Source organism: Microcoleus sp. CAWBG58 (genome assembly GCF_020883045.1).
Classification (GTDB): Bacteria; Cyanobacteriota; Cyanobacteriia; order Cyanobacteriales; family Microcoleaceae; genus Microcoleus.
The window spans coordinates 1-25,264 of record NZ_JAHRFA010000038.1 but is presented as its reverse complement, the minus strand read 5'-3'; the positions used below and the strand labels follow the sequence as shown (position 1 = coordinate 25,264).

Here is a 25,264-nt window from a genome sequence, read left to right as displayed (position 1 = left end):
CATAAAGCAAGTCAATGAAAAACTTGTCAATCTTTAAAAGAAACTTTGTTAAACCAGCCGATCGCAAATCCAGACAAAAGCTCAGATTAGCACTATGTATATTTGGACTATTTGTGCTAATTGTCACAGCAGCCATCTCCGCAGGAATTGGGGCAATTACCGCCCTCTTAGCCCCCGTGGAACCCCCAATTATTAGTAGAGTCCTAGACGCTACAGGCTTTAACTATATATCATCCAACCGCTCTGGATACCGCCTCTCGCGGCCTGTTAATATCTTAATCCTAGGAGTTGACCGCGTGCCGCACGCTGCCCCCAATTCCCGCAAGATTTTTAACGGCCGCAGCGATACAATACTTTTATTCCACCTGGATCCTAGAGATAAATCTATTAATTTGCTTTCAATTCCGCGAGATACAAAAGTCGAAATTCCCGGGATTCCCTTCAGCAAAATAAACGAAGCAAATGCTAGAGGAGGAGCAGTTTTGGCGGCGCGATTGGTGAGCGCGATCGCCAACAATGCGACAATTGACAGATACGTTCGAGTCAGCAGCGGTGCGTTTCGGGAATTAGTCGATATGTTGGGCGGAGTTGAGGTATTTGTACCTCGGGCGATGTCCTATACAGATAAAGCCCAAAAGTTAAGCATAAATTTAGCACAGGGATGGCAAAATCTCAACGGAGAACAAGCAGAACAATTGGCTCGATTTCGCAACGACGGTTTGGGAGATATCGGGCGAATTGGGCGACAGCAATCTTTAATTCAAGCTATTCGCAACCGCCTCACCAGCCCATCAGTATTGGTGCGATTGCCACAAATTCTGCGATTGATGCAAAAATATGTAGATACAAACCTAAATTTTGAGGAAATATTGACGATCGCCAATTTCGGTTTGCAATTGGAGCGAGATAATTTTAAAATGGTGATGTTGCCGGGACGCTCTAGCTCATCACAAGGGGATTTGAGGAGTTATTGGATTGTCGATGTTGCTGGGCGCGATCGAATTATGACACAATATTTCAAACAAGGCGGAGCGGATTTTGCCCAAGGGCGAACCGCCAATCCCAGCCAGCAAGTTTCACCCAGCAGCCTCAAAATCGCCATCCAAAATGCTTGTAGCAACCCAAAAACCGCCAAAACCGTCGCTGAATTTCTCAGAAAAAAGGGCTTTTCTAACGTATCTGTAGTCAAGGATTGGCCCGACAAACAACGTCAAAGTCAAATTATTGTACAGCAAGGCGATTTAGAAGCAGCAAATCTTCTGCAAAAAACTTTAGGCTACGGTAAAATAGAAGCATCTTCTACTGGTGAAATTGGATCTGACTTGACACTTCGCGTCGGCGAAGATTTGGTAAAGCGATTTTAATTAGTCATTAGTCATTAGTCATTAGTCATTAGTCATTAGTCATTAGTCATTAGTCATTAGTTATTAGTTGTTATTGATTGCTTCCAGTGCTCAATGTCCCATTCCCCACTCCTTATTTCCATCATCATGAAAAATGTATTCCGAATAGTCTTGAGCCTAATTATAAGTGTAGTCTTAGCCTTTGGGTGGGTAATGCTGAGTGCTACTCCGGCATTTGCGCTACCAAAAACCAATATTAATTATACAAATATTAACTTGTCCGATCGCGATTTCTCCAATTCTGACTTAGCCGGGGGAACATTCGTCGCCGCCGAGATGCGGGGAACTAACTTTCAAGGTGCTGATTTAACCAATGCGATTTTGACTAAGGGAGTTTTGTGGAAAGCCAACTTGTCAGGTGCAAATCTCACCGGTGCTTTAGCCGATAGAATTACATTTGATGGCGCTGATTTGACGAATGCTAATTTCACCGAAGCAATTATGACTCGCAGTCGTTTTTTTGATGCTGCCATTTCCGGGGCTGATTTTACTGACGCAATTATCGATGCTTATCAAGTAACAATGATGTGCGAAAAAGCCGATGGTGTCAATCCCGTGACGGGAGTTTCTACGCGAGAAAGCCTGGGATGTTTGTAGAAGTTTTAAATAAGACTGAATAAAATGGGTTCGTAGTGCGGACTTTAGTCCGCATAATGCGGACTAAAGTCCGCACTACGAACCTTGTTAAGTCAGCATCACTGATATCTGCTACATCCGCTGCCGAAATTGCTTCTACCGAGCGCGACAAATGCCTGTATTTGCAGTACCCAATACCAAGTCAGAATTCACCAACAAATCTAAATCAGTGTCAGGATTAACAGCATACAAATCGACTTTATCTCTACCTAAAAATACCCCAACCAAAGTCCCGACTCCTGCGCCGCCGAGTACCTCTTCAGTTGCGATCGCCCGATCGCCCGTAACACCCGCGATCGCGGCCGCTGCTGCTGCACCCAAAGCCGTGTTCTTAATCAGATTACCAACATTCACGCCCTTAGTCACACTTTCTTTCCGAGTAATCACCTGCGAAGTAGCATTCAAAGGCACTCTGCTACCGTTGATGATACTCAATTCTTGTGCCACAAACTGAACGCCCTCAGCAGTCGATCGCAATTCGCCACTAATTTTCGATCCCTCGGGTATCAGCACTTTGCCATTATTACCTGCAACATCCTCAGCCACAGTCAGCGTAATCGGAGACTTGTCATTGGGGGCGAGCAAAATCTTGCCTTTGGCGTACTCAATGGGAATAGTCACCCCGCTGGGAATTTTCACAGCCACATTTTGACCAATATCAACCTTAGCAATGTAAGGAGAATTAATTGCTCTTGCTTGATTGGTACTGACTAATGTTTGATAGATAAAAGCAGCTACTTCCGCCCGCGTCGCTGACTGGTTTGGTTTCAGAGATTTAGGATTGGGATAGCTAACAACCAACTGTTTTTCAGTAGCAGCAGCCACACTTTTCACAGCATAACTTTGAATTTCACCCGCATCATTATAGTAGCTGAGAACATCTTGAAAATTGCAAGTAGGCTCATAACCCAGTCCATTATTTAAAGCAACTACAACTTGAACGCGAGGAATCTGCTGTGATGGCCTAAAAACATTGCCGGGATAGCCAGACATCCATCCCATTTCATAGGCTTCGGCGATCGCCCCCCGCGCCCAAAAATTAGACGGAACATCGACAAAACCTATAGCAGCGCGAGTTTTCGCCTTTCTCACAGAACGGATCATGGCTGCGAATTCTGCCCGCGTTACCAGTGCATCCGGGCGAAAAGTGCGATCGGGAAATCCTTTAATAATTCCTCTTTCCGACAAATCTTGAATAAAGTCTTTTGCCCAATAGTTATTACTAACATCCGAAAAAGCTGTCTGAGCAAAAGCAGGTGCGGGAGCAAGCATCGGCGCTGCGGATCCAGAAACAGTTCCCAAGGCTAATAAAACAGATGTGCCGAATTTAATGCGTTGAAATACAGACATTTTAGATTCTCCAATTTACACAAGTTTTTTATTGAGAAAAAAGCAAGCCTTTGTCCGGCTATTTATCCTTAATTGATGCTTGCCTAGCTTGCTATGAGTGCTCAGTGATGTCATCATTATTAAATGCTTTTATTTCTAGCGAGGGGAAGATACGGTCTTTTAAAATAAATATTTTTCTGCTGGCTCGTCGATTTTAAAATGCTTAAATTCCTTAAAATCCTTATGTTGCTTATCTTCCTTATCTACCCGGAACAAAGGTATGTAGTTGCGCTTCAGCGCTCTCTAAGGTATGTAGTTGCGCTTCAGCGCTCTTTTGGGATATGGGAAAGAGCGCTTGCATCGCAAAAACTTACCTAGACTAACGACTAATAGTGAGTAACCATTCGCAAATTGTCACATCTTTAAATGGGATCGAAAAGAGCGCTTAAGCGCAACAACGTACCTAGATAAAGGTATGTAGTTGCGCTTCAGCGCTCTTTTGAAATATAAGAAAAAGCGCTTAAGCGCAACAACGTACCTAGATTAATGACTAAAATTGTCACATCTTTAAATGGGATATCGGAAAGAGCGCTTAAGCGCAACAACGTACCTAGATAAAGGTATGTAGTTACGCTTAAGCGCTCTTTTGAAATATAAAAAACAGCGCTAAAGCGCAACAACGTACCTAGACTAACGACTAATAGCGAGTAGCGGTTCCCAACTTGTCACATCTTCAAATAAACATTGATAACCGGCTGCATTGGGATGGAGACCGTCCGAAGTCAGACAAGAACGCCACCAAATATTACCGCGATCGATCCATTTATCAAAAATATCTAAATAGGGAATTCCCCGTTCCAAACAAGCTAACTTCGTGGCTTCTTTATAACGATACTGATCGGCGTGATTGTAGTACAAGCAATCTTGAAAAGGCATTTTACTTTCATCCACCGGCACCATCCCAACAAATATCACCGGACAAAGTTGTTGCGATATGTTTAACAAATTATCCAAAACAGCTTTAAAATGTTCAAAATCAGTATAGCTGCGGCCCGTCGGCGATTGCACTCTCGCCGTATCGTTGAGGCCGACGGACAGTATGATGGCATCCGGGACGCGGTTTCTGAGCTCGCCGCGGTGTTTAAACTCGTTTTCGAGGCGCTGGGCGACTTGATAGGTGCGATCGCCCCGAACGCCCAAATTGTATAAAACGTGTCCTGCACTCTCCGGTGACATCCACTGGCGCCGCAATCTTTCCACCCAACCCCCGCCTACACCGTCGCCGAAACCGTAGATTAAGCTGTCGCCGAAAGCAACCAACTTAAGAGGATGAGAATTTACCCGATGCAAGTTACCAAACGAATAGGCTGTTGCTGCCTGCATAAGCAATGATACTCAGTTAATATTTTTTCAATCTGGACATACTAAACTAGAATGTAACATTAGATAAAGTAGGTAATCTCATGGTCAAGCGTCCAACCTTCGATTCAACTCAGCTAACCCGTCGGGCAGAAGAGTTGATCGGTGCTGCATCCAATCGCTATCGGATTACGGTGCAAGTGGCGAACCGCGCCAAACGCCGTCGCTATGAAGATTTCGAGAATATGGACGACACTCAAATGATGAAGCCTGTGATGCGGGCGATATTTGAGATGTCGGACGAACTCACTCAGCCGGAAATTATCGGGGATATCTAGACTTGGGGAGTTTTGAGTGGTGAATTTCAACAATTTTTGTTAATTCAAAACTCAAAACTTTCTTCAACTACACTGGCGCAACTGACAAAAAAATCCTGTGGATTGTATAGCAATCCTAAATAATTTGTGAATTTCTTACTCCCTCCCCTTAATAAGGGGAGGGTTGGGGTGGGGTAAAAAACTTTACGACTCATGCAATGACTGCTATATCTACCGAAGAGAGCTAGAAATATATAGACAAGGGAGTGTCCGCCTCGCACTCCTAAAAAACTATCTTTACCAAATCGCGATGAACCCAATCGGGTTGATTTTCGGAAAGTCCTCAAATCAGAAATTAGGATATCGGCTGGTAGGTGAGTTTAGGGAATTATTCTATTTTTAAATTGAAATTATTGTCAAAACTATGATCGAGAAATTCAAGCTGGGCTTCAGTTTTCTATTAGTTACTTTGAGTGTGGCGATTTTTACGCTTTTGAGTGGGGTATTGGAATCGGGCAAATTAAGTGTGTCGGCTTTGGAACCTTCGCTGCTGGGCGGTTCGGGGTCTAGAGAACTGGTTGCTCAACAATCGGCGCCACAGCAATTGAGGGCGCAAGATGCGTGGAAATTGGTGTATGAAAAATTGCCTGATTTGCCGATCGAGAATAACTACATTTCTAAGGAAACTGGAAAAGTCGATCCCAACAATACTTTAGTCGGGCGTTTGATTAGATATCACGTATTTGTCAAAGGAAGGCCGCCGAATTACCGTTTTGATTGGAAGTTGAGTTTAGCTGACTATCTGGGGGCGACTCCCGATTATTTAGTCGAAGGCGTGTATCCGGGAAAAGATGTTTTGCGAGAAAATCCGATGGAACGCGATCGCGCTGCCATTCAAAGTTTAAATAGAAAACAGCGGGATGCTTTGGTTCAAGCTTTGGTTGATGTTTTTACCGAAAATTCGGGGCCATCGCGCACACCGGCGGCGGGCGAAACACCAAAAGGGCGCGAGACTTCCCCGGAAATACCGCAGCCGCAGCCGGGAGATGCAAAATTGCTCGCACCTTAAGATTTTATTGAATATCAAATTTAGCTTAAATCTCGCAGATTGGTTTGTAGTACGGACTTCAGTCCGCTATCCGGCTGCGGAATGGGAGGGCGCACGCGCGATTGGTTTGTAGTACGGACTTCAGTCCGCTATCCGGCTGCGGAATGGGAGGGCGCACGCGCGATCGGTTTGTAGTACGGACTTCAGTCCGCTATCCGGCTGCGGAATGGGAGGGCGCACGCGCGATCGGTTGTTGTTATGGTAATCGACCGGACATGATATAAGTCCTAAAATCCAAAATCCAAAATCTAAAATCTCTCAACAATGGAACGTGTAATTAAGACGGGTGTTGGCTGGCGTTTGGGATGGAACCCAAACGCAGAAGAGTTTCAGGGTTTGGTGGCTGGGGACGGTTGGGCGATCGAACTTACGGAGGCTGAGTTAAACGATTTTTGCCGATTGTTGGGACAATTAGCCGCCACAATGAGTCAAATGGCCTCCGAGCTCATGGACGAGGAAAAAATCGCCATTGAAGCCGAAAGCGACTTGTTGTGGGTGCAGTTAGAAGGCTATCCCGAAGCTTACAGCGTGCAGTTGATCTTGAATGCTGGTAGGAGGTGCGAGGGTTTTTGGGCGGCGGCTGCGGTTCCTAGTTTGGTGCAGGCAACCAAAGTTTTAAAAGTTTTTTGACTTTTTCTGAGATTGTATGCTAAGCTGTTAAAGCTGTCGGGGCGTAGCGCAGCTTGGTAGCGCACTACTTTGGGGTAGTAGGGGTCGTGGGTTCAAATCCCGCCGCTCCGATTGTGATAAAGATCGTGATAAAACCTTCTCAAACGAGAAGGTTTTGTTGTTTTGGGCGGTGACTCTTGATATTGCTGAGTTCGTGACAGTGGAGTACAAAACGTCATCCTCTGCATCCTCTTTTAGACAAAACCAGGAAATTTCTCGCTCAAACTTTGAGAGAAATAATACTGACACCAAAATTCTGCCACTTCTAACAACATCGGTACAGATTCAGGAATTATACCTGAACTATACTGCGGGGAATAACGTTCTACATATTCCCTAGCTAGTTTATAAATCCAATAAGGAAAATCGTTGTCTGTAAAACAACGCAGTGCATAGTCTAATTTTAGTAAATTTCCACTGCGAACAAAATGTACTGTTCCCCACGCAACATTACGGCGATCGTCTCCTTGTAAACCATTAATTGTTCTCAATAACTTACGGATAGATTGCTCGCCTTCATTACTAGGATTTTCCAGGTAAAATTCCATTTGGGCGATTCCTTCAGCTATTACCTGTTTGTGCACTTCCCATTCTTCTTCAGGGTAGTGTTCGGGACAAGTAGTCTGATTCATATCTTGTTGCACTCGTTTCGCAATATAAAGCGCAAATTTTTCAGCAGCAACTTGCTCGGTACACAAACTTTTGATACTTGTCAGCCTGGTTATGGAAATAGCAAGCCGAGTTTTTTCAGCTTCCTTGGCTGTTTGAACCCATTTCTTGATTTTAGTGGCAATAGGAGCTTGAGAAGTTTTTGGTTTCATTTTAATTGATAGAATGCACAAGTTTTGTCGTAGGTTTTTTTAGATTGTACACAAACCTATGTCATAGATGGCGCTCCTAAATAATTTTCTATGTATGTAGCAATCCTTGCATGAGTCGTGATTTTTTTACCCCACCCCAGCCCTCCCCTTGCTAAGGGGAGGGAGTAAGAAATGCATAATCGTAGTGTCGGAATGTGCTGTTAAATATTGTCGAATGCTATCTCATAAACCATTCCATTGTTTTTTTTCATAACTCCTCCTCAATCTCCAAATCCACGGCTCCTAACTCAGCTTCTAACTGCTCAAAAGTCGGCAAACTCCCCTGTAACTGTTCCGGTAAAGTCTCCCGCAATTGATACGTCGAAACCCCGATCGCCTTATTCATGTCTCGCAAGGAATATTCGACAATCTTCTGCTTTTTATTCTTGCATAAAATCATCCCAATAGTCGGCATATCGTCCCGGTGCTTGAGTAAATCATCCACAGCCGAGACGTAAAAACTCATCTTTCCCGAAAATTCCGGCTTAAACGCTTCCACCTTCAAGTCTATTACCACAAAACAACGCAACCGTAAATGATAAAACAATAAATCCATATAAAAATCTTCGCCTTCAACCTCTAGATGATACTGACTGCCCACAAACGCAAACCCTACTCCCAACTCCAGCAAAAAATCGCGGATTCGTTCAATCAAAGCCTGCTCTAAATCGCGTTCTTGTGCTGCTTTACCTAAACTGAGAAACTCAAAATTATAAGGGTCTTTAAATAACTGTTGAGCCAGTTCTGATTGCGGATTTGGCAGAGTGCGAGAGAAATTAGTATCAGCTTTCCCTTGCCGCCGGTATAGCCCACTTTCTATCTGATGAACTAACACATTTCTACTCCATCCTTCCTCGATAGTTTGTCTTGCATACCATAGACGTTCCTCTGTGGATTTAACCTTTTCCATTAAGGCAATATTGTGATACCAAGTAATTTGTGCAAGCACCTCTTGCACAAATTCAAAATCCGGGTAAGTTTCCGCAAAACTCCTCATATATTTAAGATTGCGAGATGAAAAACCCTTCATTTCACGAAAAGCTTTTTGCAAGTCAGTCGCCAAAGTGTCTATAACTTTAGTACCCCATCCTTGCTGCTGTTGCCGATTTAAAATATCCTGTCCAATTTGCCAATAAAGCAACACTAATTCTCGGTTAACAGAAACTGCTGCACGTACTTGAGCATTGCGGATGCGTTCTTTCAGCTCCCGCAGGAAAATATTATAATCTTCTGGAATTGATAAACTATCTACCATGGTCTAACCTCACATATTTTCTTGAATCAGGGTAGTTTTATTGTCAGAATAGGAAATATAAAATTACTAAAAGTATCGCTGGTTAAGGTATGTAGTTGCGATATTAGCACTCTTTCCTGATATTAGCAAAGAGCGCTGAAGCGCAACTACGTACCTCATTTGTCTGACGACAATAAAATGGCCCTAGGTTGCCCCGATAGATAGAGGGTAGGCACGGGGGCACTACCCCTACAAGTTTATCTGAATCATTTATGAATGCTATAGTAGGTTTAAATCGCGCAACTTCGATCGCAAAAACCCGCCTTATTCAGCGGGTTTAGTAGTTGTCCTAAATATTGTCAGTCTTGAGCAATAATCAAACAATCACTGCCAACTTTCGACAGAAAATCAGGAAATGCTGCTGTGGGGCTCCCATCTTTGTTGACGACTCTGCGGAGTGTATAGCCTTTTTCAGGAGCTCTGCCGAAAAACGAGTTTCTGCGATCCCAGATATCCCCATTGGGAGTGTTCGGATCGCGATCGATCAAAAAATCCATAATCCACGGCGGTACAGACAATCCAAACGCGATCGGCGTGATGTGCCCGTGCTGCAAAGTTGCATCCGTGAAGCGAAACAAGTAGCTGAATCGAGAAAATTTGACGGCATAAAGTAACATCCGTCCCGCCATTGATGAATGAAATGTCCAGACAACTGGTTCATAAATCCGCAGCAATAACGTCCGTTGGCTGGGATTCCATTCTGAATTGGACATCGTCAGACAATAGTCTGGCAAAATATTCCCATCCATAAAGAAGATACCTTGGAGGGCTTCGGGGAATTCGGGTGGATGTTCTGCTTTCATCCAAGTTGCGATATCTTTTTGTTTCTTTGTTTCGATTGACATGGTATTATTTAACCTCGAAAATATTTGTGATTTCGCGCTCAGTTAGATAACCAAAATTAGGTTCGTAGTGAGGACTTTAGTCCTTCTTCGGACAAGGATAGAGGACTGAAGTCCCCACTACAAACCTGTCCAGTTAGATAATCCAAATTAGGTTCGTAGTGAGGACTTTAGTCCTTCTTCAGACAAGGATAGAGGACTAAAGTCCTCACTACAAACCTGTCCAGTTAGATAACTAAAATCAGGTTCGTAGTGAGGACTTTAGTCCTTCTTCGGACAAGGATAGAGGACTAAAGTCCTCACTACAAACCTGATTAATTACTGTTGCAAATTAGGTGCCGAAGCTCGTCTCACTTTACCAACGGTACTAATAACATCCACCAGCATCTTCAGTGCGATATCTTTAGCTGGGCAAATCCGTCCCGCACTCCGATCGCCCACCGCATGAAAACCCATATGATAAGGGCACAAATTCTCGCGCTTAGCGTTGAATTCGTACACCGTAGAGCCCCAGAAACTGCCGTCAAGCAGCCCCAAACTGAGCGGTATCAGTACCTTGGTGCCGGCGGGGAAAGTGCGCTGTCTGCCCCCAATCGTGGCGGTAAATGGCTCTGTCGCCACTCGGTGGGTGGCGCTGACGGGAGCCCAGAGGCGCCCGCATTCCAACAGGAAAAGCTCGATCGACTGGCGATCGTCCAAATCGAGCTCGTCCCAAAACTCTGTCGGATTAATTTGAGCCGTCTGTGTTCCTTTATACGCCGGGAGAGGGCGGTATCCCATAGCGGTATAGCCTAGGTGCAGGGGGCCTTGCAGTCCCGCTATCCCCATAATCGCTGTCATCAGCTTTGCCAATTCCCGCCTAGTCATCCCGTTGTTTTCCGAGCTCACCTCGAAGTCGGCTAGGGCGGGAGAATTTTCGTAGATAGTCGCCGCGCGCTCGATTAAAGCGGACAAATCGCCGTGTCCAAACAGGTTCAGGCTTTGCAGCAGGCTGCCCGCGACGCCGAAGTAGTGGGCGGGGCTTTGGCGGATGTAATGTAAATCGGTGAGAAGTTCGATCGCAGACTTGTCATCTGGATTAATCCCAAAAATTACGTAGTGCAAATATGGAACTAAAAATCCCATCCAACCGCGCCTGACATCGGTAAAAAATGTTCCCCCCGCACCGTGCGGCATCTCAGTATAATCGGCGGCCAGCCGATCGAGCAACCGCCTGCTGATTTCATCTTCCTGGCGATCGGTTGTCGCGCTGTTGAAGAGATACTTCTGCATACAGCTTCGGAATGCTGCGTGATTGCTGCTACCGTCTGGTTCGCGATCGGACAAAGACAGCAGGAAAAGGTTCCTACCGCCAACATCTTGGTTGGGGGAGAGATCCGGATCGAGCACAGAAGTACCCAGCCGCCATCCGCGCGCCTGGGGCGATGTGAGTGCTTCTTCGAGTGTTGAAAACTCTGCCATCACCACTTGTCCAGCGCAGCAAAAATTAGCCCCGAAAGCCAGCCGTTTTATTTGCAAATAGGTGGGTTCGTTGGCAATTAAACCTTCGATCAGGGCGATCGCCGGTAGCATCGTTTTGCTGAGGCCCTCTTGGGGGTTTTCCAAAGCCCAAACCTGAAACTCATTCAGGGCGGGGTTCATCAGCGGTGAGAAAATAATATCTAAATTTAGGTTCACGAAAATCCTCCGAGTTACTCAGGCCATAACACGCTACGCACTTAGCAGCAAGAGGATATTGAACCCCTATTTACCGGGATTTCATACCCTCAAATATTGCCAAAATCAGTAAGTATAACTATAGCAATCCTAAATGAGTCGTAAATTTTTTACCCCACCCCAACCCTCCCCTTACTAAGGGTAGGGAGTAACAAGAAGTTCACAAATGATTTAGGATCGCTATAGAGCCATCTTTATTTGTGAACCTCGTGGCAATATATAGCATTTATCAGAAAGATGAGGTATGACTGTAAATCGAGTTTTTGATCCGACCTCGGTTAATATATAATAAATATCAGGAGGCTCAATCCCAACAACGTACCTCACTTTTTTGAGAACCGCTATAGATTAATTCTACTGAATATATCTGCGTCCCAGTCTAGCCTTATTCCGGAGATTGACTGTAATTTTTCACAATTCTTAGTAAGTATATGTACTCTCTAGTTTTTAAGTATTAGGGCCAATGGTTGAGAGTCGCAGATAACTGCGGTTATCTGCGACTACTTACTACTAGATTGAGGCAAAATCTGCGACACCAATCAGACTGGACGGTACTCCAGTTAGAGAAGCTAAAATTTCTCCGGTAGACGCCAAGCGAATTAAGGTTGCACCGTCACTTTGAGCGATCGCCAATTCTGCAAAACTAATGCCGCTGGGGAGTGCGAGCAAATCTTTGCCATCTTCAAAATCGGCGATCGTATCGATGCCAAAATTGGTAGATACGAAGAAGCGATCGCTGCCATTTCCTCCTATCAAAGTGTCATCAGCATTTTCACCGCTGAGAAAATCGTCGCCGTTACCTCCTAGCAAAATATCGCCAGCTTTGCCACCGTAAAGACTGTCATTGCCTTCACCTCCAATTAAGCTATCTTGACCGCGATTGCCAAACAGGATATCTTGCCCGTTATTGCCGAACAAACTATCAATTCCTTTACCTCCGTAAAGCGTATCATCGCCGTCACTTCCGTCAAGGGAATCATTGTCTTGATTTCCGTGTATCCAGTCATTGCCACCTAAACCTGTGAGAGTATCGCTGCCGCGTTTGCCACTGATGGTATCGCTGCCGCTGTCGCCAGAAAGGCTGTCGTCGCCATCAGTGCCGATGAGATTTGAGTTAGCTGCGATCGCATCTATTTCTCCTGCAATCACCGGAACGGCAGGCACTTCTGGTAAAGTGGTTTGTTGGATTTTTGCATCCAATGCAGTACCCGTATTTTCGGCAACAACTTGCGCGATCGATTTCGTACCGATACCGACTGCTTTTAAGTCTTGGGAAGTGTTGCCGAGGGCTACTTTTTGCACGCGGGCAACTTCTCGGTTAATTGAAACTGTTGTTGTATTGGATACAACTCGGTCAATCTGCTGATTGGCTGCGGCAATTACTTTCGCTGCGTCGGGGGCAATTTGCAACAATTGCTGGCTGTTGAAAGTCGAGTCTAACTGTTGTGCAATATTTATAGATTGGCGGACGATCGACTGCAATCGATCGGCATCGTTAAGATTGAGAATTGCACCAGATTGAATTTGAGCAGAAATCGCGCTGACAACTGATTTCACAGTGCCGGTACTTTCCAGAATTGACCCACCATCTATTAAAGCAGCAGTTTGGGTAATGACATTTTGCACCTTGACCATTGCAGTCAAAGTTTCTAACCCGCCCGCGATCGCATTTTCGGTAGCTGCGATCGGATCTAAGTCAGTAATGTCAATCTCAGCGGGAATTGAAAAAGCAGATTTGACGAGAGATTCGGCGCGATCGCTCTCAATTCCCTTGTCAATTAAATCTGCTACCAAACTTGTTAAAAGAGTGACAACAGTAGCGTAGGGCGGCGCAGTGACAGGCGTTTCCAAAGGCAAACCCGTAGCAGTATCAATGCCACCGAAAGCAACAATATTGCCTTCTTGTGGATCGATTTCACCATTTTGATTTTTGTCAAACGTTTCTAAGGGAATATCTAGTTCGTATTCACCTTTCGGGCCTGTTATTGCAGATGGTTCGCTGGCATCAAGTACGCCATTTTTGTTGGCGTCCAAGAAAACAGTAGCCCCAGCGATATAGCCGTCGATTACAGAACCCAGACCTCGATTGTAAAGATCGAAAAATGCTATATCCGATGCACCAGCAGCATCCCTTGCTGTTACCCGAATCCAGTAGTTGCGATTGCGCTGCAAGCTATCATTAACCCTGAAAGTACGGCTGCCCGGATCGAAACTCATGCCAGTTGGTAAGGGGCTAATGCGACTCCAACTTGTCGGAATTGGCGATCGTCCTCCGCTGACATTTCGCCACTCAAAGTTGGTGACACCTTCATACCAATCAGCAGTATAAGTCAGGGTATCGCCCGGATCGGGATCAGTGAAAGTGTTGTTTTGAAAAGTAAACTGCAATTGAGGACTTGAACCCGGTTGCAAACGCAAACCTTGTTCCCGGAACGGAATATTTAAGACTGGCGGACGGTTGACACCAGGACTCAGATTCAGATTAATATAACCAGACGATCCACCGAACCCGTCTACTGCTATTTTGTAAGTCGTACCCGCAGTAGCAGTAAAATTAACTCGACTGGTTTGACCTCCACTAGGGTCGTTATTATTGCTACCAACAGTCGCCAAACTAGAAACAGAACCGCCTGTGTAAACCCCCAACAAAGTATCGAAAGAACTTCCAGCCGTAGAAACTGTTACGGGGCCTGAACTCGGGGCTGTCCAAGACCACCAAAGAGATTTACCACCGCTGTTACCTGCATGATTTGATTCTCCTGTTTGTTTAGTACCGTTGACATTTAAACCAGTGGTGGAAAAGAAACTACCGCTGACAGTTTTAGCCCGATCGAAATTATCGTTTGAGTGTCGCCAATTAGCAGCATAAATTGCCGTATTGTTCAGCGTGCGAGCATTATTTGTAGAACTCGTTCCTGTCGGTTCGCCGAGATAAGTGCGATCGGGATTTGACCAGCGATTAATCCGCGTAGTGGACGGAGTGCTTTGGTACGACATTATGGTACGGAAAGTGTTTGGACCAACAGTATCCCGATACCCGTAGGAGTATGGATAAGCAATATCACCGCTAGTGCTTTCTTGATTGTGTTGAGCACCTAGGTTGTGTCCTAATTCGTGGGCAAAGCTGTAATTTCCTACTGCACAACTCCTCTTGACTACAGTAAATCCTGAATTTGCAAATCCATAGCTAGGACTGGTCATTACGTAACCGCGACCGCAGTAATCCAAGTTATTAACAAATAAACTCACCATGTCAGCCGAATAGGTATTCCGCAGTTGGTGAACGTTGTCTAGAAAACCATCGGAAGTATTGCTTAGTCTGTCTAAATCAGTGGTAGAAATACCGCTTTCTGTGTAGGCTATTTCCTGTCTGTGTACTATCCGTATCCGCTGATTGACGCCGCTGTTTTCGTAACCTAAATTTGTTTCCGATTCAGCCATGTCAATCAAAGTATTCATGGCCTCAGTACCGCCCTCGGCGTCTTTGGCTGCTGCGGTATAAACGACCATGACATCTATTAACGCGGGGTCGTCACCAGTCAAATCTCCACTGCTATCTGGAAGGTCAGCAAAACTGTCGCTGGGGATGGGAACAGCATCGCTGTCTTCGTGAAATTCGGGATGTTCGGGAAAGGCTGCTTGGTCGATTTCTCGAATGCTGTGGAGACCGTTATCGGCGTAGCGAATTTGGTAAAATTTGTCTTTGTACCTGATATTGCCGATCGCGATTCCGTCTTTTTTGTTGCTAGTGATGATGACTTCACTGTCATCTAAAGCACCTTTAATTCGACCGATGCGTACCCAACTTTCTCCATTGGATGAAGATTGTACTCGATCGATAATTACCTCAAAAGAGGTATCGTTGAATAAGTTGAGGTTGAACGATCGCTCGTCTAAATCCTGCTGCGGGTCATTTATCAAACCAAAATTTACATTGGATAACCGCTGACGTTTAACAGTAGGGTCATCAAGGTCTGGTTCTGCGACGATTTGCCCCGGTCTCAAGGGAATAAATAAAGAATTTACTTTGTTTGTTTGGGTGTCGTTATCGGTGTTAGTAACGATAACGTCGGCTGCGTTCAACCCGGAATAGTTGCTGTCATTGCTAACAGCCGGCTTCGTCAAAATACTATATGTTTTAGGGTCGTCGATCGCACTATCGTCAACTCCTGTTACCGTTATTGTTCGCGGTAAATTCCAGTTAGCAACATTGAAGATTATCGCTGCTGGGGAAACTATTCCTTCTGTGGTATTGGAACTTTGCAAATCGATTTTGACATCAGCAGTCGGTGGAGAATTTAGTTTGACCGTAAATGTTGCTTTGCCTCCCGCTTCTGTAGTAGTTAATCCTGATGTCGGATTGACAGTAATGCCAGCAGGTATCGTCGGCGGCATGATTACTGGTGCTAGTGGCGGCGGTGTTGGCGTTGGTGTTGGTGTTGGTGTTGGTGTTGGCGTTGGCGTTGGTGTTGGCGTTGGTGGTATCGGTGTTGGTGTTGGTGGAGTTGGCGTCGGTGTTGTATCGTTGTCAGTAATGGCGACAGTAACAGGCGCGATCGCACTTCCGCTATATTTTGCATCGGTACTTGTTACCGCATGATTAATTGTGCCATTGTGAGTACCTTCCACAACCGTATCGTCTGTAGCCGTTACTGTGACTGATTTCGCGACATTCCAGTTAGTCGCGTCGAAGGTAATGGGGGCGATCGCATTTATTTGATTTCCGGCAGCAAAAGCGATCGTAACTGGTGCAGTTGGTTGGGAATTTAGCTTGATTGTATAACTTCCGTTGGCACCGCCTTCTGTCGCCGCCGTACTGGCAGGATTAACAGTAATTCCCGCGACATTGCTGTCGGTATTAGTAACGCTGACATCCGATGGATTGAGATTGTTGTAATTGCTATCCGTACTGACAGCAGCCGCGGTGACAATATTGTAAGTTTGACTGCCATCAGCGATATTGTCGCCAACACCCGTTACCGTTACTTTTTGCGCCTGATTCCAGTTATTGGGAGTGAAACTTAAGCTATTTGTAGAAACCGTTCCTTCTCCTGGGTTGGAACTGCTCAAATTAATAGTAACAGGTGCGGTAGGTTGAGTATTGAGAACGACTGAAAAATTAGCCGTTACTCCAGATTCTGTAGTAGTCAATCCTGATGTAGGATTGACGGTAATTCCCGGCGTTTCGTTGTCGGTATTGGTGACGCTGACATCATCGGGATTGAGGTTGTTGTAATTGCTGTCTGTACTAACAGCAGTAGCAGTAACAATGTTGTAAGCAATATTGCCATCAGCAACATTATCGTTAACGCCAGTAACTGTTACTGTTTGCAGTTGATTCCAATTAGCAGGAGTGAAAGTTAGTGTTGGTGTCGGGACTGTTCCTTCTGCCGGATTGGAACTGCTTAAAGCAACAGTTACGTTAGCACTAGGTTGACTGTTAAGCTTGACACTAAAATTAGCAGTACCGCCAGCTTCCGTTGTTACCAATCCGCTAATCGGATTGACGGTAATTCCAGGGCGATCGTCATTAACAATCGTAGTTGTCGCAGTAGCAGTACCAATTGTTGAACTGCCGCCTGGAAGACCGCCATTAGGCAATGTGACGGGATTTGAGAGAGTGACAGTAATAGTTTCGTCTGGTTCAACGCTGCCATCACCCAACACATCTAGGGTGACAGTTTTTGATGTTTCACCCGAGGCAAAATTAATTAGACCAGTGGTACTATTTGCGCCAGAAGTGCCGCCGATGTTGTTGTAATCGCTGCCATTTGTTGCAGTTCCACCAATTGCATAATTGACAGTACCTCCTGAACCGGTACCGCCAGTACGACCGACAGTAAATATCAGCGGATTTGCACCGGAATTGCCTTCAGGAATCGTGCCGGCACTAGCACCAACTGTATAAATAATCGGATCGTTAGCGGGAATTGTGAGGGTACTTTGAGGAATTGTACCTGCGATCGGTTCTGTAGTTGAACCAAAACTAAAGACAATTGCTTCATCTATTTCTGCGAGGTTGTCTGGTTTAATAGTGACAGCTATATTTTGAGTCGGAGTACTACTACCAGCAGGAAAGGTGAGAGTATTAGTAGAAAGAGTGTAGTCAGAACCTTGAGTAGCCGCAGCAGTTCCAGCCGGAACGGGTAAAGCAGTTGCGATCGGAATAATTAGATCGGAAAATCGCAAGCCACTTTCCACAGTCACGGGAATATTAACAGTCGCGTCAGCATCTCCTTCAGGGCTGCTGGATGCAGCAGTACCAAAACTTGTTTTCAATAGCAAATTCAACAGAATTGAAACATTGTTACTGCCAGTATTTGCAGCAGCAATATCTGGTCTTTTATCGGAGTTAAAATCTCCAACCGCGATCGCGCTAGGACGGACACCTCCAGTATTATAATTAAACGGCCCGTTAAACGTTCCTTGGCCCGTTCCAGTTAAAATTGAAACATCATTAGAACTGACGTTAACTACAGCTAAATCCGATCGCCCGTCAGCATTGAAATCAGCCACAGCAATATCGTCAGGACTTCCTCCAACATTAAAATTAGCAGGATTGCTAAAAGTTCCTTGACCGGTTGCTAATAAAATTGATACGTTCTGACTGCCTGAATTGGCTACAGCTAAATCCGATCGTCCGTCAGCATTAAAATCTGCAACTGCGATCGCACTGGGAGTCGTACCGACTGTTAAGTTAACAGAAGTGCCAAAAGTGCCTTGTCCAGTCCCTGAGAAAATAGCAACGCTGTTAGCGGGATTTCTGGTTGTAGCAACCACATCGAGATTGTTGTCAGCATTAAAATCACCAACTGCGATCGCTAAAGAATTGGTGACAGTCCCCACAGTATTAAAATTACCAAAAGTTCCTTGATTTGTACCTAAAGCAATCGAAACTTGACTGTTTTCTGCTACTACTAAATCAGCGAAACCATCTTCATTAAAGTCCCCGGCTGCGATGGCCTGTTGGCTGAACCCTCCACCAAAACCTGTAGGATTGCTAAAATCGCCACCTCCGGTTCCTAACAAAACATAAACTCCCCCTCCTATATCGCCACCAATTGCTGTCGATACAGCTAAATCTGGCAGCGTATCACCATTAAAATTGCCCGCCACAATACCGCTGGGAGCTCCCGCACTTCCCAAGGTAAAGTTAGTAGCTGGGCCAAAATTACCTTGACCTGTTCCCAAAAAGATTGAAACACTGTCAGAACTTCTGTTAGCTACGGCTAAATCGGGAATGCCATCTCCGTTAAAATCTTGACTGACGATCGCAGCAGGGTTGGTTCCTGTTGTTAAGCTAGTAGGTGTTTGTTTAAATGTATTGAGAACGTGGCTGTAAACTGCCATAACTTCTGGCCGAAATACTAGCGGTGTTTTTATTTTGCCAGTTCTCACTTCTAGTTCCCAGTCGCCACCTTTTGCAGCGCTTCCCGTGAGGTTTTTGGAAGCAGCAACGTTGGCATTTGTGAGTTTAGCAATACGCTGGATGAAGCTGAAACTATCTATATCGATCGCCCGTTCATTATCTATAGCATATTCATCCGATCCGCCGGGGGTTGAAACCCCCGTCTCATAGCTAAAGTCCTCTAAAGAGGACTCAATAGCGAGCTTGTTTTCAGTCGGTTTCAACCGACTTTCGCTTTGAGACAGGGGTTTAAACCCCTGGCGGACTTTCGGGTCAACGTGAGGATCTGATGCGACATTACAACCATAAATCAGAATGTCCGCATCAACAGTTAAGGCACTCCGCCACTGCTGCAATTGCTGGGAATAAGTTGCCAAATTATCTTCAGAAAATCTGGTTTTTCCCAGTTGCAAGCTGCCGGGAGTACCATGAGAAATTATATGAATGCTGTCAATATTGCTGTGCAGGGCTAAAACTTCAGTAATTTGTTCGATCGCGTTACGGTTGCTTTCTAATTTAATTACCTCGATTTCGGGCATCATGCCGTCGATTAAGGTTTGATAGTCAGGGACGGTAGCATCGATAAAGGCGATCGCTTTTCGGAAATTTTGATTAATATAATTTAACATGACTCACCTACTAAAATTTAGGGTGAATCTAGGATACGCTATTATTATGTAAGTATTTTTAGCGACGAACCTAAAAATAAGCTTCGTCCCTATTATTGGACTTAAAAATTTACAAAACTTTGTAGAAATTAAAAAATAGCCATTTTCTGGCTATCCGTGCGATCGAAGAAACCAGGTTTTTGAGTCAATCTGCGGGTGAAAGCAAAGGATTGTCGTAAAAACCCGGTTTTTGGCTATTCGTGCGATCGAAACTATAACACAATACGGTTTACTTAAGAGCGCCTAGAGGTAAAATCTTGTGAGAACGTAGATACGGAGATTGCTTTCCTGCGGATCGCTTCGCTAACGTTCCTCGCAATGACCATCTTAAGTAAACCGTATTGAACTATAACAAACTGAAATCCGTTGCATTAATTTGAGTAGCAGACACTCCAATTAAAGAGACAAGAAGTTGTCCGGTTGGAGCAAAACTAATCTGAGTTATGCCATTAATTTCAGTAATTGCCAATTGCGAGAAAGTCACTCCATTAACGACAATTAGCAAATCTTTGCCATCTTCAAAATCGGCGATCGTAATCGATGCCAGAATTGGGAGATAGTAAGAAGCGATCGCTGATTTCGAGAATTAATGAGCATGGTGCGTTCCCAACAATCTATCGGTGGGGTAGTAGGAGTTGCAGTAGGGAACGCATACTACAAGATCGCACTGCCAAACAAGGGATACCAGAATTTCCTATAAAGCTTCTAGCAATAACCATCACAAAGATTTCGATCGCTTTCACTGACATTAGGATTTGTTTTCAAATAATCACGAATCCAAAAGCAACCCTTTTTGAGCAAATTATTCAGCTTAATATCTAAATCTAAAATTAAATCATCAGGATCGATATCCCATAATCTCACTGTTTTGTCAGCACTAGCAGAGGCAATAATTTGACCATCGGGACTAAAACTGACCCCATATACACCAACCGTATGCCCTTCTAGCGTTCGTAAAAGCGTCCCCTTCAGACTCCACAATTTCACAGTTTTATCTAAACTAGCGGAGGCAATAATTTGACCATCAGGGCTAAAACTAACTCCAAAGACCCCCTCCGTATGTCCTTCTAGGGTCCGCAGAAGTATCCCCTCTAAACTCCATAACTTTACAGTCCAATCACCACTAGCGGAGGCAATGATTTGACCATCGGGACTAAAACTGACCCCATATACACCAGCCGTATGCCCTTCTAGCGTTCGTAAAAGTGTTCCCTTCAGAGTCCATAGCCTTACGGTTTTGTCAACACTAGCAGAGGCAATGATTTGACCATCAGGGCTAAAACTGACTCCCCAAACCTGATCCATGTGTCCTTCTAGCGTTCGTAAAAGTGTTCCCTTCAGAGTCCATAGCCTTACGGTTTTATCAACACTAGCAGAAGCAATGATTTGACCATCAGGGCTAAAACTGACTCCATAGACTCGATCTGTATGCCCTTCTAGTGTTCGTAAAAGCATCCCCTCCGGACTCCACAGCCTTACGGTTTTATCAACACTAGCAGAGGCAATGATTTGACTATCGGGACTAAAACTGACTCCCCAGATTCGATCTGTATGCCCTTCTAGAGTTTGCAAAGATTTTCCCTCAATCTCCCATAGCCTCACGGTTCTGTCGAAACTAGTGGAGGCAATAATTTGACCATCAGGGCTAAAACTGACTCCCCAGACCTGATCTAGGTGTCCTTCTAGAGTTTTCAAGAGCGTCCCCTCCAAACCCCAAAGCCTCACAGTTCTGTCACCACTAGCAGAGGCAATGATTTGACCATCAGGGCTAAAATTGACTCCCCAAACCCGATCTGTATGTCCTTCTAGGGTCTTCAAGAGTGTTCCCTCCAGACTCCACAGTCTCACAGTTTTATCCAAACTAGCAGAGGCAATGATTTGACCATCAGGGCTAAAACTGACTCCCCAGACCTGATCTAGGTGTCCTTCTAGAGTTTTCAAGAGCGTCCCCTCCAAACCCCAAAGCCTCACAGTTCGATCAGCACTAGCAGAGGCAATGATTTGACCATCAGGGCTAAAACTGACTCCCCAGACCTGATCTAGGTGTCCTTCTAGAGTTCTCAAGAGCGTTCCCTCCAGACTCCACAGCCTCACAGTTTGATCGGCACTAGCAGAGGCAATGATTTGACCATCGGGACTGAAATTGACCCCCCAAACGCGATCTGTATGTCCTTCCAGAGTTTTCAAGAGTGTCCCCTCCAGGCTCCAAAATCTCACAGTTCTGTCAACACTAGCAGAGGCAATGATTTGACTATCGGGACTAAAACTGACTCCATAAACGCGATCAGAGTGTCCTTTTAGAGTTTTCAAGAGTGTCCCCTCCAGACTCCATAATCTCACAGTTCTGTCAGCACTAGCAGAGGCAATAATTTGACCATCAGGACTAAAGGTGACTCGAAGAACGTCATTGTTGTGTCCTTTAAAGGTATCTAAGAGTTGACCATCTGACTTCCAAAGTTTAACAGTTTGGTCATCGCTCACTGAAGCAATTATTGAACAATCTGGACTAAAAGCAACTCCATTGACTTCACCGTTATGTCCAACAAGTTGATTCTGCTCGACAATTTCATAGCTTCCTTGCTGTAGTCTTTCAACAAGGTTTCTTTTTAACTCCTCTGAAGGTTTCTGAATATTACGGAATTTGATGCCTGCTTTAACAGCAACCACTAAAGAACTTAATTGTTGTTTTAACTGTAATTCCTTTTGAGATAAATTCAGTAAATCCTGAATGCGTTCAATATCCTCTTGTTCTTGAAATTGACGACTAGCCTTAATAAATTCAATCTCTTGTGCATCGGTAATACCTTCATGCTTTTCCTTTAGCCAGTCTTCAGCCTCTACCAATAGAGCACCTCGAAGCAGAGCACTGTAACTTCTCCCTGTTTCCTCCCAAGTCTTGATCCCAAACCGCAGCCGATCTTGCCACTGGCGAAAATCCCGATCCTCCACCATCCATTGCTGCAAGCGTTCCCAACCTCGGATTAAAGCCTCATGGACGACTTCAGCCGTTCGCTGGCGTGTATTTTGTCCCGTGACAACTAAGCGATTATCCGCTAGCTGAGTTACTAATTTCCAATTAGCTTGACCAATTTGCTCATAGGTAGCTAAACGACGAGTATTTTCTGTTTGCTCTCCAAATCGAACGAGTTGAGTGAAAATATGCTTGATTTGCGGCTGTTTTCCCTCAAACTTTTTATAAACTGATTCAGCATAATTAACTAGAGCCTTCTCAATGCCACCAATCTGGTGGTAAGCCTCAATAGTTAACTGACGATCCTTGCGCTGCTTCCAGAGTTCTCCTAAAGCAAATTCCAGCAAGGGCAACTCACCAGGATTGTCGATCACCCCATCCAAAATAATTTTCGTCAATCCATCTTGAATTTCTAAGCCTACTACCTCTGCTGGTTTTTCAATCGCTAACTTTAACTCCTCTCGACTCATGCCAATCAAAGTTTCTGGCTTCCATTTCTGTAAAAGTTCCGCCAAAGGCTGATAATCGAGGGCAAACCCATAAAAATCTACTCTCAGAGTAACGACAATCACCACATCAGGATTTTCCTTGTCTTTCTCTGAATCAATAAGTCTCAATAAAATATCGATAAATAAATTGCGATAATCTAGCGAGCATAGAGTATAAAGTTCTTCAAACTGGTCAACAACAATCAATAAGCGCCGATGAGGATGATGATTGTTCGCTAAGGCACCATCTAAAATATCTGTTAATTCTAATTCTTTATTTTTTAAACTCTCCGCATATTTGGCCTGTTCTTGAATAAACTGCGGTTCATCCTTATCAGTCAGGGCAGGATGCAAAAAGCCTACTAATCCTTCAGCGAGTTGCATAAAGGGATTGTTTTTAGGTCTAAAAGTCAAAAATTGCCAGTTTTCTAACTTTTCTAATTCAGGAACCAGGCCAGCAAAAACTACTGAGGACTTCCCCATTCCCGAATTACCAATAATCGCCAAGAATGGCTGACTTGTTACTGACTCTATCAATGTTGCCGTAAACCTTTCACGTCCAAAGAAAAACTTTGCATCCTCTCGCTGAAAGGCAAATAAGCCTTTATAGGGACATTCATCATTCTTAGGGCGATCGGCTTGAGGCTTAGAAATCGGATTGATTACTTGCCCATCATCATCAGAAACTCCCCCCAATTCTCGGTTCCACTCATTAGATGTTAAAGCACCAACACGCTCGGCACATAGAATCAGTTTCTGACTATCTTCCAGACCAACTAGACTTAAATTGCGATCTGCAAGCTGCCTCAAAAAATTCTCTAGGCTCACCTTTCCTTCAGAATATAAGTTAGTGTCATGAATTATTCGCGGAGATGACAGGAGCGATGAAAAGCCGCTAAAACGAGAAGGTACCGCCATTCCCCGTAATTTGCCATGACGATTTTAGAGCGAGAAGCCCAGATTTTACGAGTCCGCGCCCAAGGTATTCATCCAGCCTTGTCGGAGCAATTGAGTCAGACGCTCAGACTAGCGGTGGTTTCGACGGTCAAAACGGTGATCGAAGGCGCACTCCGGGAAGAAGTAACGGCATTTCTGGGTCAGATTGAGGGGGAGAAACCGCAACGGTCAGGCTATTACAGTCGAGGCTTGAATACGCAATACGGGTCAATCAAGGACTTAAAAGTGCCGAAACTGCGTCATCGCAATGGCGAGCGGGAGTGGCAGATATTGGAGCGGTATCAGCGCAATCAAGGGACTATGATGGATTGGCTCTGCTGCCTTTATGTGATGGGTCTGTCGTTGCGGGATCTCCAATTCGCCTTATATTTTCTATTAGGTCGCGTTCTATCGGTGAGTGCCGTGAATCAGATAACCCTTCAAGTTCAACAAAAATTAGCTGAAAAACGGCAATCCCTGATTTTGGAAACCCCCTCGGTGATTTTGGTGGATGGGGTGTGGGTGGATATTCAGTACGTGAAAGCCGATGAATATAAAGAAGACCAGTCGGGTCATCTGCGTCAATGTCGCGAAGTTCAAGAGCGGGTGGTGCTAGCGGTGATGGCGATCTGGGCGGATGGACGCCATGAATTACTGCACTATGAGGTGGCCGAAACCGAAAGTGAAACGAGTTGGAAAACGCTCTTCAAAAATCTGATCGCCCGAGGCTTTGAACCCAAGGCATTAAAATTAGTCTCTAGTGATGGCAGTTTAGGGATTCCGAGCGCCATTTCCACCTATTTTCCGAACGCGCAACAACAACGCTGTATCACCCATAAAGTCAGAGGAATAGAGCGTCATCTCAAGTATCTTGATTTACCGACCTTGGATGAGCAACAGAAACGACTGGAGCCGACGGAGGCTAAGAAACAGCGGCGCTCTGAAATTGTCTCGGATGCGTATCAAATTTTTGAGGCGCTAGAGTTATCCGAAGCCATGGTATTGCTGACCTCATTTAAGCAGAAATGGCAATCCTTAGAGCCAGATGCAGTCCGGACATTCCTGAAGGATAGTGAGTTGACGTTAACGTTCTACCAGTTTGCACCGGAGTTACATCATCACATTCGCACAACAAATCATCTGGAGCGATTATTTCGGGAATTTCGGACCAAATCTGATGAGATTGGAGCCTTTCCCAATGAAACCAGTTGTCTCACAGTTTTTTGCCTCGTCGTAGAGCGAGATCATGCCAAACATGAC

Annotated in this window: 15 protein-coding genes and 1 tRNA gene; 8 read left to right on the top strand and 8 right to left on the bottom strand. The window is 44.9% G+C overall.

The window, feature by feature from the left end; translation table 11 throughout:
• The first annotated feature begins 14 nt into the window (after positions 1-14).
• Positions 15-1,364 (top strand): LCP family protein, encoded by a 1,350-nt coding sequence (locus QZ918_RS18025; protein WP_293337304.1) that lies wholly within the window; start codon positions 15-17, stop codon positions 1,362-1,364.
• Positions 1,365-1,490: 126 nt separating this feature from the next.
• Entirely contained in the window at positions 1,491-2,000 is a 510-nt protein-coding gene (locus tag QZ918_RS18020; protein ID WP_293337302.1) for a pentapeptide repeat-containing protein, read from the top strand.
• A gap of 135 nt (positions 2,001-2,135) precedes the next feature.
• Here the strand turns inward: QZ918_RS18020 and QZ918_RS18015 are convergent, their stop codons facing one another.
• Both QZ918_RS18015 and QZ918_RS18010 read right to left on the bottom strand, forming a co-directional pair.
• Positions 2,136-3,389, bottom strand: a complete 1,254-nt coding sequence (locus tag QZ918_RS18015) for an S-layer homology domain-containing protein (RefSeq protein WP_293337300.1) — start codon at positions 3,387-3,389, stop codon at positions 2,136-2,138.
• Positions 3,390-4,058: 669 nt separating this feature from the next.
• The gene (locus QZ918_RS18010) at positions 4,059-4,751 is read right to left on the bottom strand and encodes a GDSL-type esterase/lipase family protein (RefSeq protein WP_293337298.1); all 693 of its coding nucleotides are present in this window, start codon (positions 4,749-4,751) and stop codon (positions 4,059-4,061) included.
• 80 nt (positions 4,752-4,831) lie between these two features.
• On the opposite strand from QZ918_RS18010, the gene QZ918_RS18005 reads away from it, so the two are divergent.
• The 5 genes from QZ918_RS18005 (at position 4,832) to QZ918_RS17985 (ending at position 6,893) form a co-directional block, all read left to right on the top strand.
• Complete coding sequence (locus QZ918_RS18005; RefSeq protein WP_106148190.1) at positions 4,832-5,065, top strand: DNA-directed RNA polymerase subunit omega; 234 nt, start codon at positions 4,832-4,834, stop codon at positions 5,063-5,065.
• A gap of 403 nt (positions 5,066-5,468) precedes the next feature.
• Complete coding sequence (locus tag QZ918_RS18000) at positions 5,469-6,113, top strand: hypothetical protein (protein ID WP_293337296.1); 645 nt, start codon at positions 5,469-5,471, stop codon at positions 6,111-6,113.
• A 39-nt stretch (positions 6,114-6,152) separates the two neighbouring features.
• Positions 6,153-6,287 (top strand): hypothetical protein, encoded by a 135-nt coding sequence (locus tag QZ918_RS17995; RefSeq protein WP_293337294.1) that lies wholly within the window; start codon positions 6,153-6,155, stop codon positions 6,285-6,287.
• Between the two features lie 129 nt (positions 6,288-6,416).
• Entirely contained in the window at positions 6,417-6,782 is a 366-nt protein-coding gene (locus QZ918_RS17990; protein ID WP_293337292.1) for a DUF1818 family protein, read from the top strand.
• Between the two features lie 37 nt (positions 6,783-6,819).
• Positions 6,820-6,893, top strand: a tRNA-Pro gene (locus tag QZ918_RS17985).
• Positions 6,894-7,015: 122 nt separating this feature from the next.
• Here QZ918_RS17985 and QZ918_RS17980 read toward each other — a convergent pair.
• From QZ918_RS17980 to QZ918_RS17955, 6 genes are all read right to left on the bottom strand, one after another.
• Positions 7,016-7,642 (bottom strand): hypothetical protein, encoded by a 627-nt coding sequence (locus QZ918_RS17980; protein WP_293337290.1) that lies wholly within the window; start codon positions 7,640-7,642, stop codon positions 7,016-7,018.
• Between the two features lie 247 nt (positions 7,643-7,889).
• On the bottom strand, positions 7,890-8,936 hold the full coding sequence (locus QZ918_RS17975; protein ID WP_293337288.1) for a PDDEXK nuclease domain-containing protein: 1,047 nt from the start codon (positions 8,934-8,936) through the stop codon (positions 7,890-7,892).
• 338 nt (positions 8,937-9,274) lie between these two features.
• Positions 9,275-9,820 carry a hypothetical protein gene (locus QZ918_RS17970; RefSeq protein ID WP_293337286.1) on the bottom strand — a complete coding sequence of 182 codons (546 nt, stop codon included), beginning with the start codon at positions 9,818-9,820 and terminating at the stop codon, positions 9,275-9,277.
• A gap of 315 nt (positions 9,821-10,135) precedes the next feature.
• Positions 10,136-11,494, bottom strand: a complete 1,359-nt coding sequence (locus QZ918_RS17965; RefSeq protein ID WP_293337284.1) for a cytochrome P450 family protein — start codon at positions 11,492-11,494, stop codon at positions 10,136-10,138.
• Between the two features lie 549 nt (positions 11,495-12,043).
• Complete coding sequence (locus QZ918_RS17960) at positions 12,044-19,570, bottom strand: DUF4347 domain-containing protein (RefSeq protein ID WP_293337282.1); 7,527 nt, start codon at positions 19,568-19,570, stop codon at positions 12,044-12,046.
• A 744-nt stretch (positions 19,571-20,314) separates the two neighbouring features.
• Entirely contained in the window at positions 20,315-23,878 is a 3,564-nt protein-coding gene (locus tag QZ918_RS17955; protein ID WP_293337280.1) for an nSTAND1 domain-containing NTPase, read from the bottom strand.
• 123 nt (positions 23,879-24,001) lie between these two features.
• Here QZ918_RS17955 and QZ918_RS17950 point away from each other — a divergent pair.
• The coding region (locus QZ918_RS17950) for a transposase (protein WP_293337278.1) at positions 24,002-25,264 on the top strand (1,263 nt) is incomplete at its 3' end.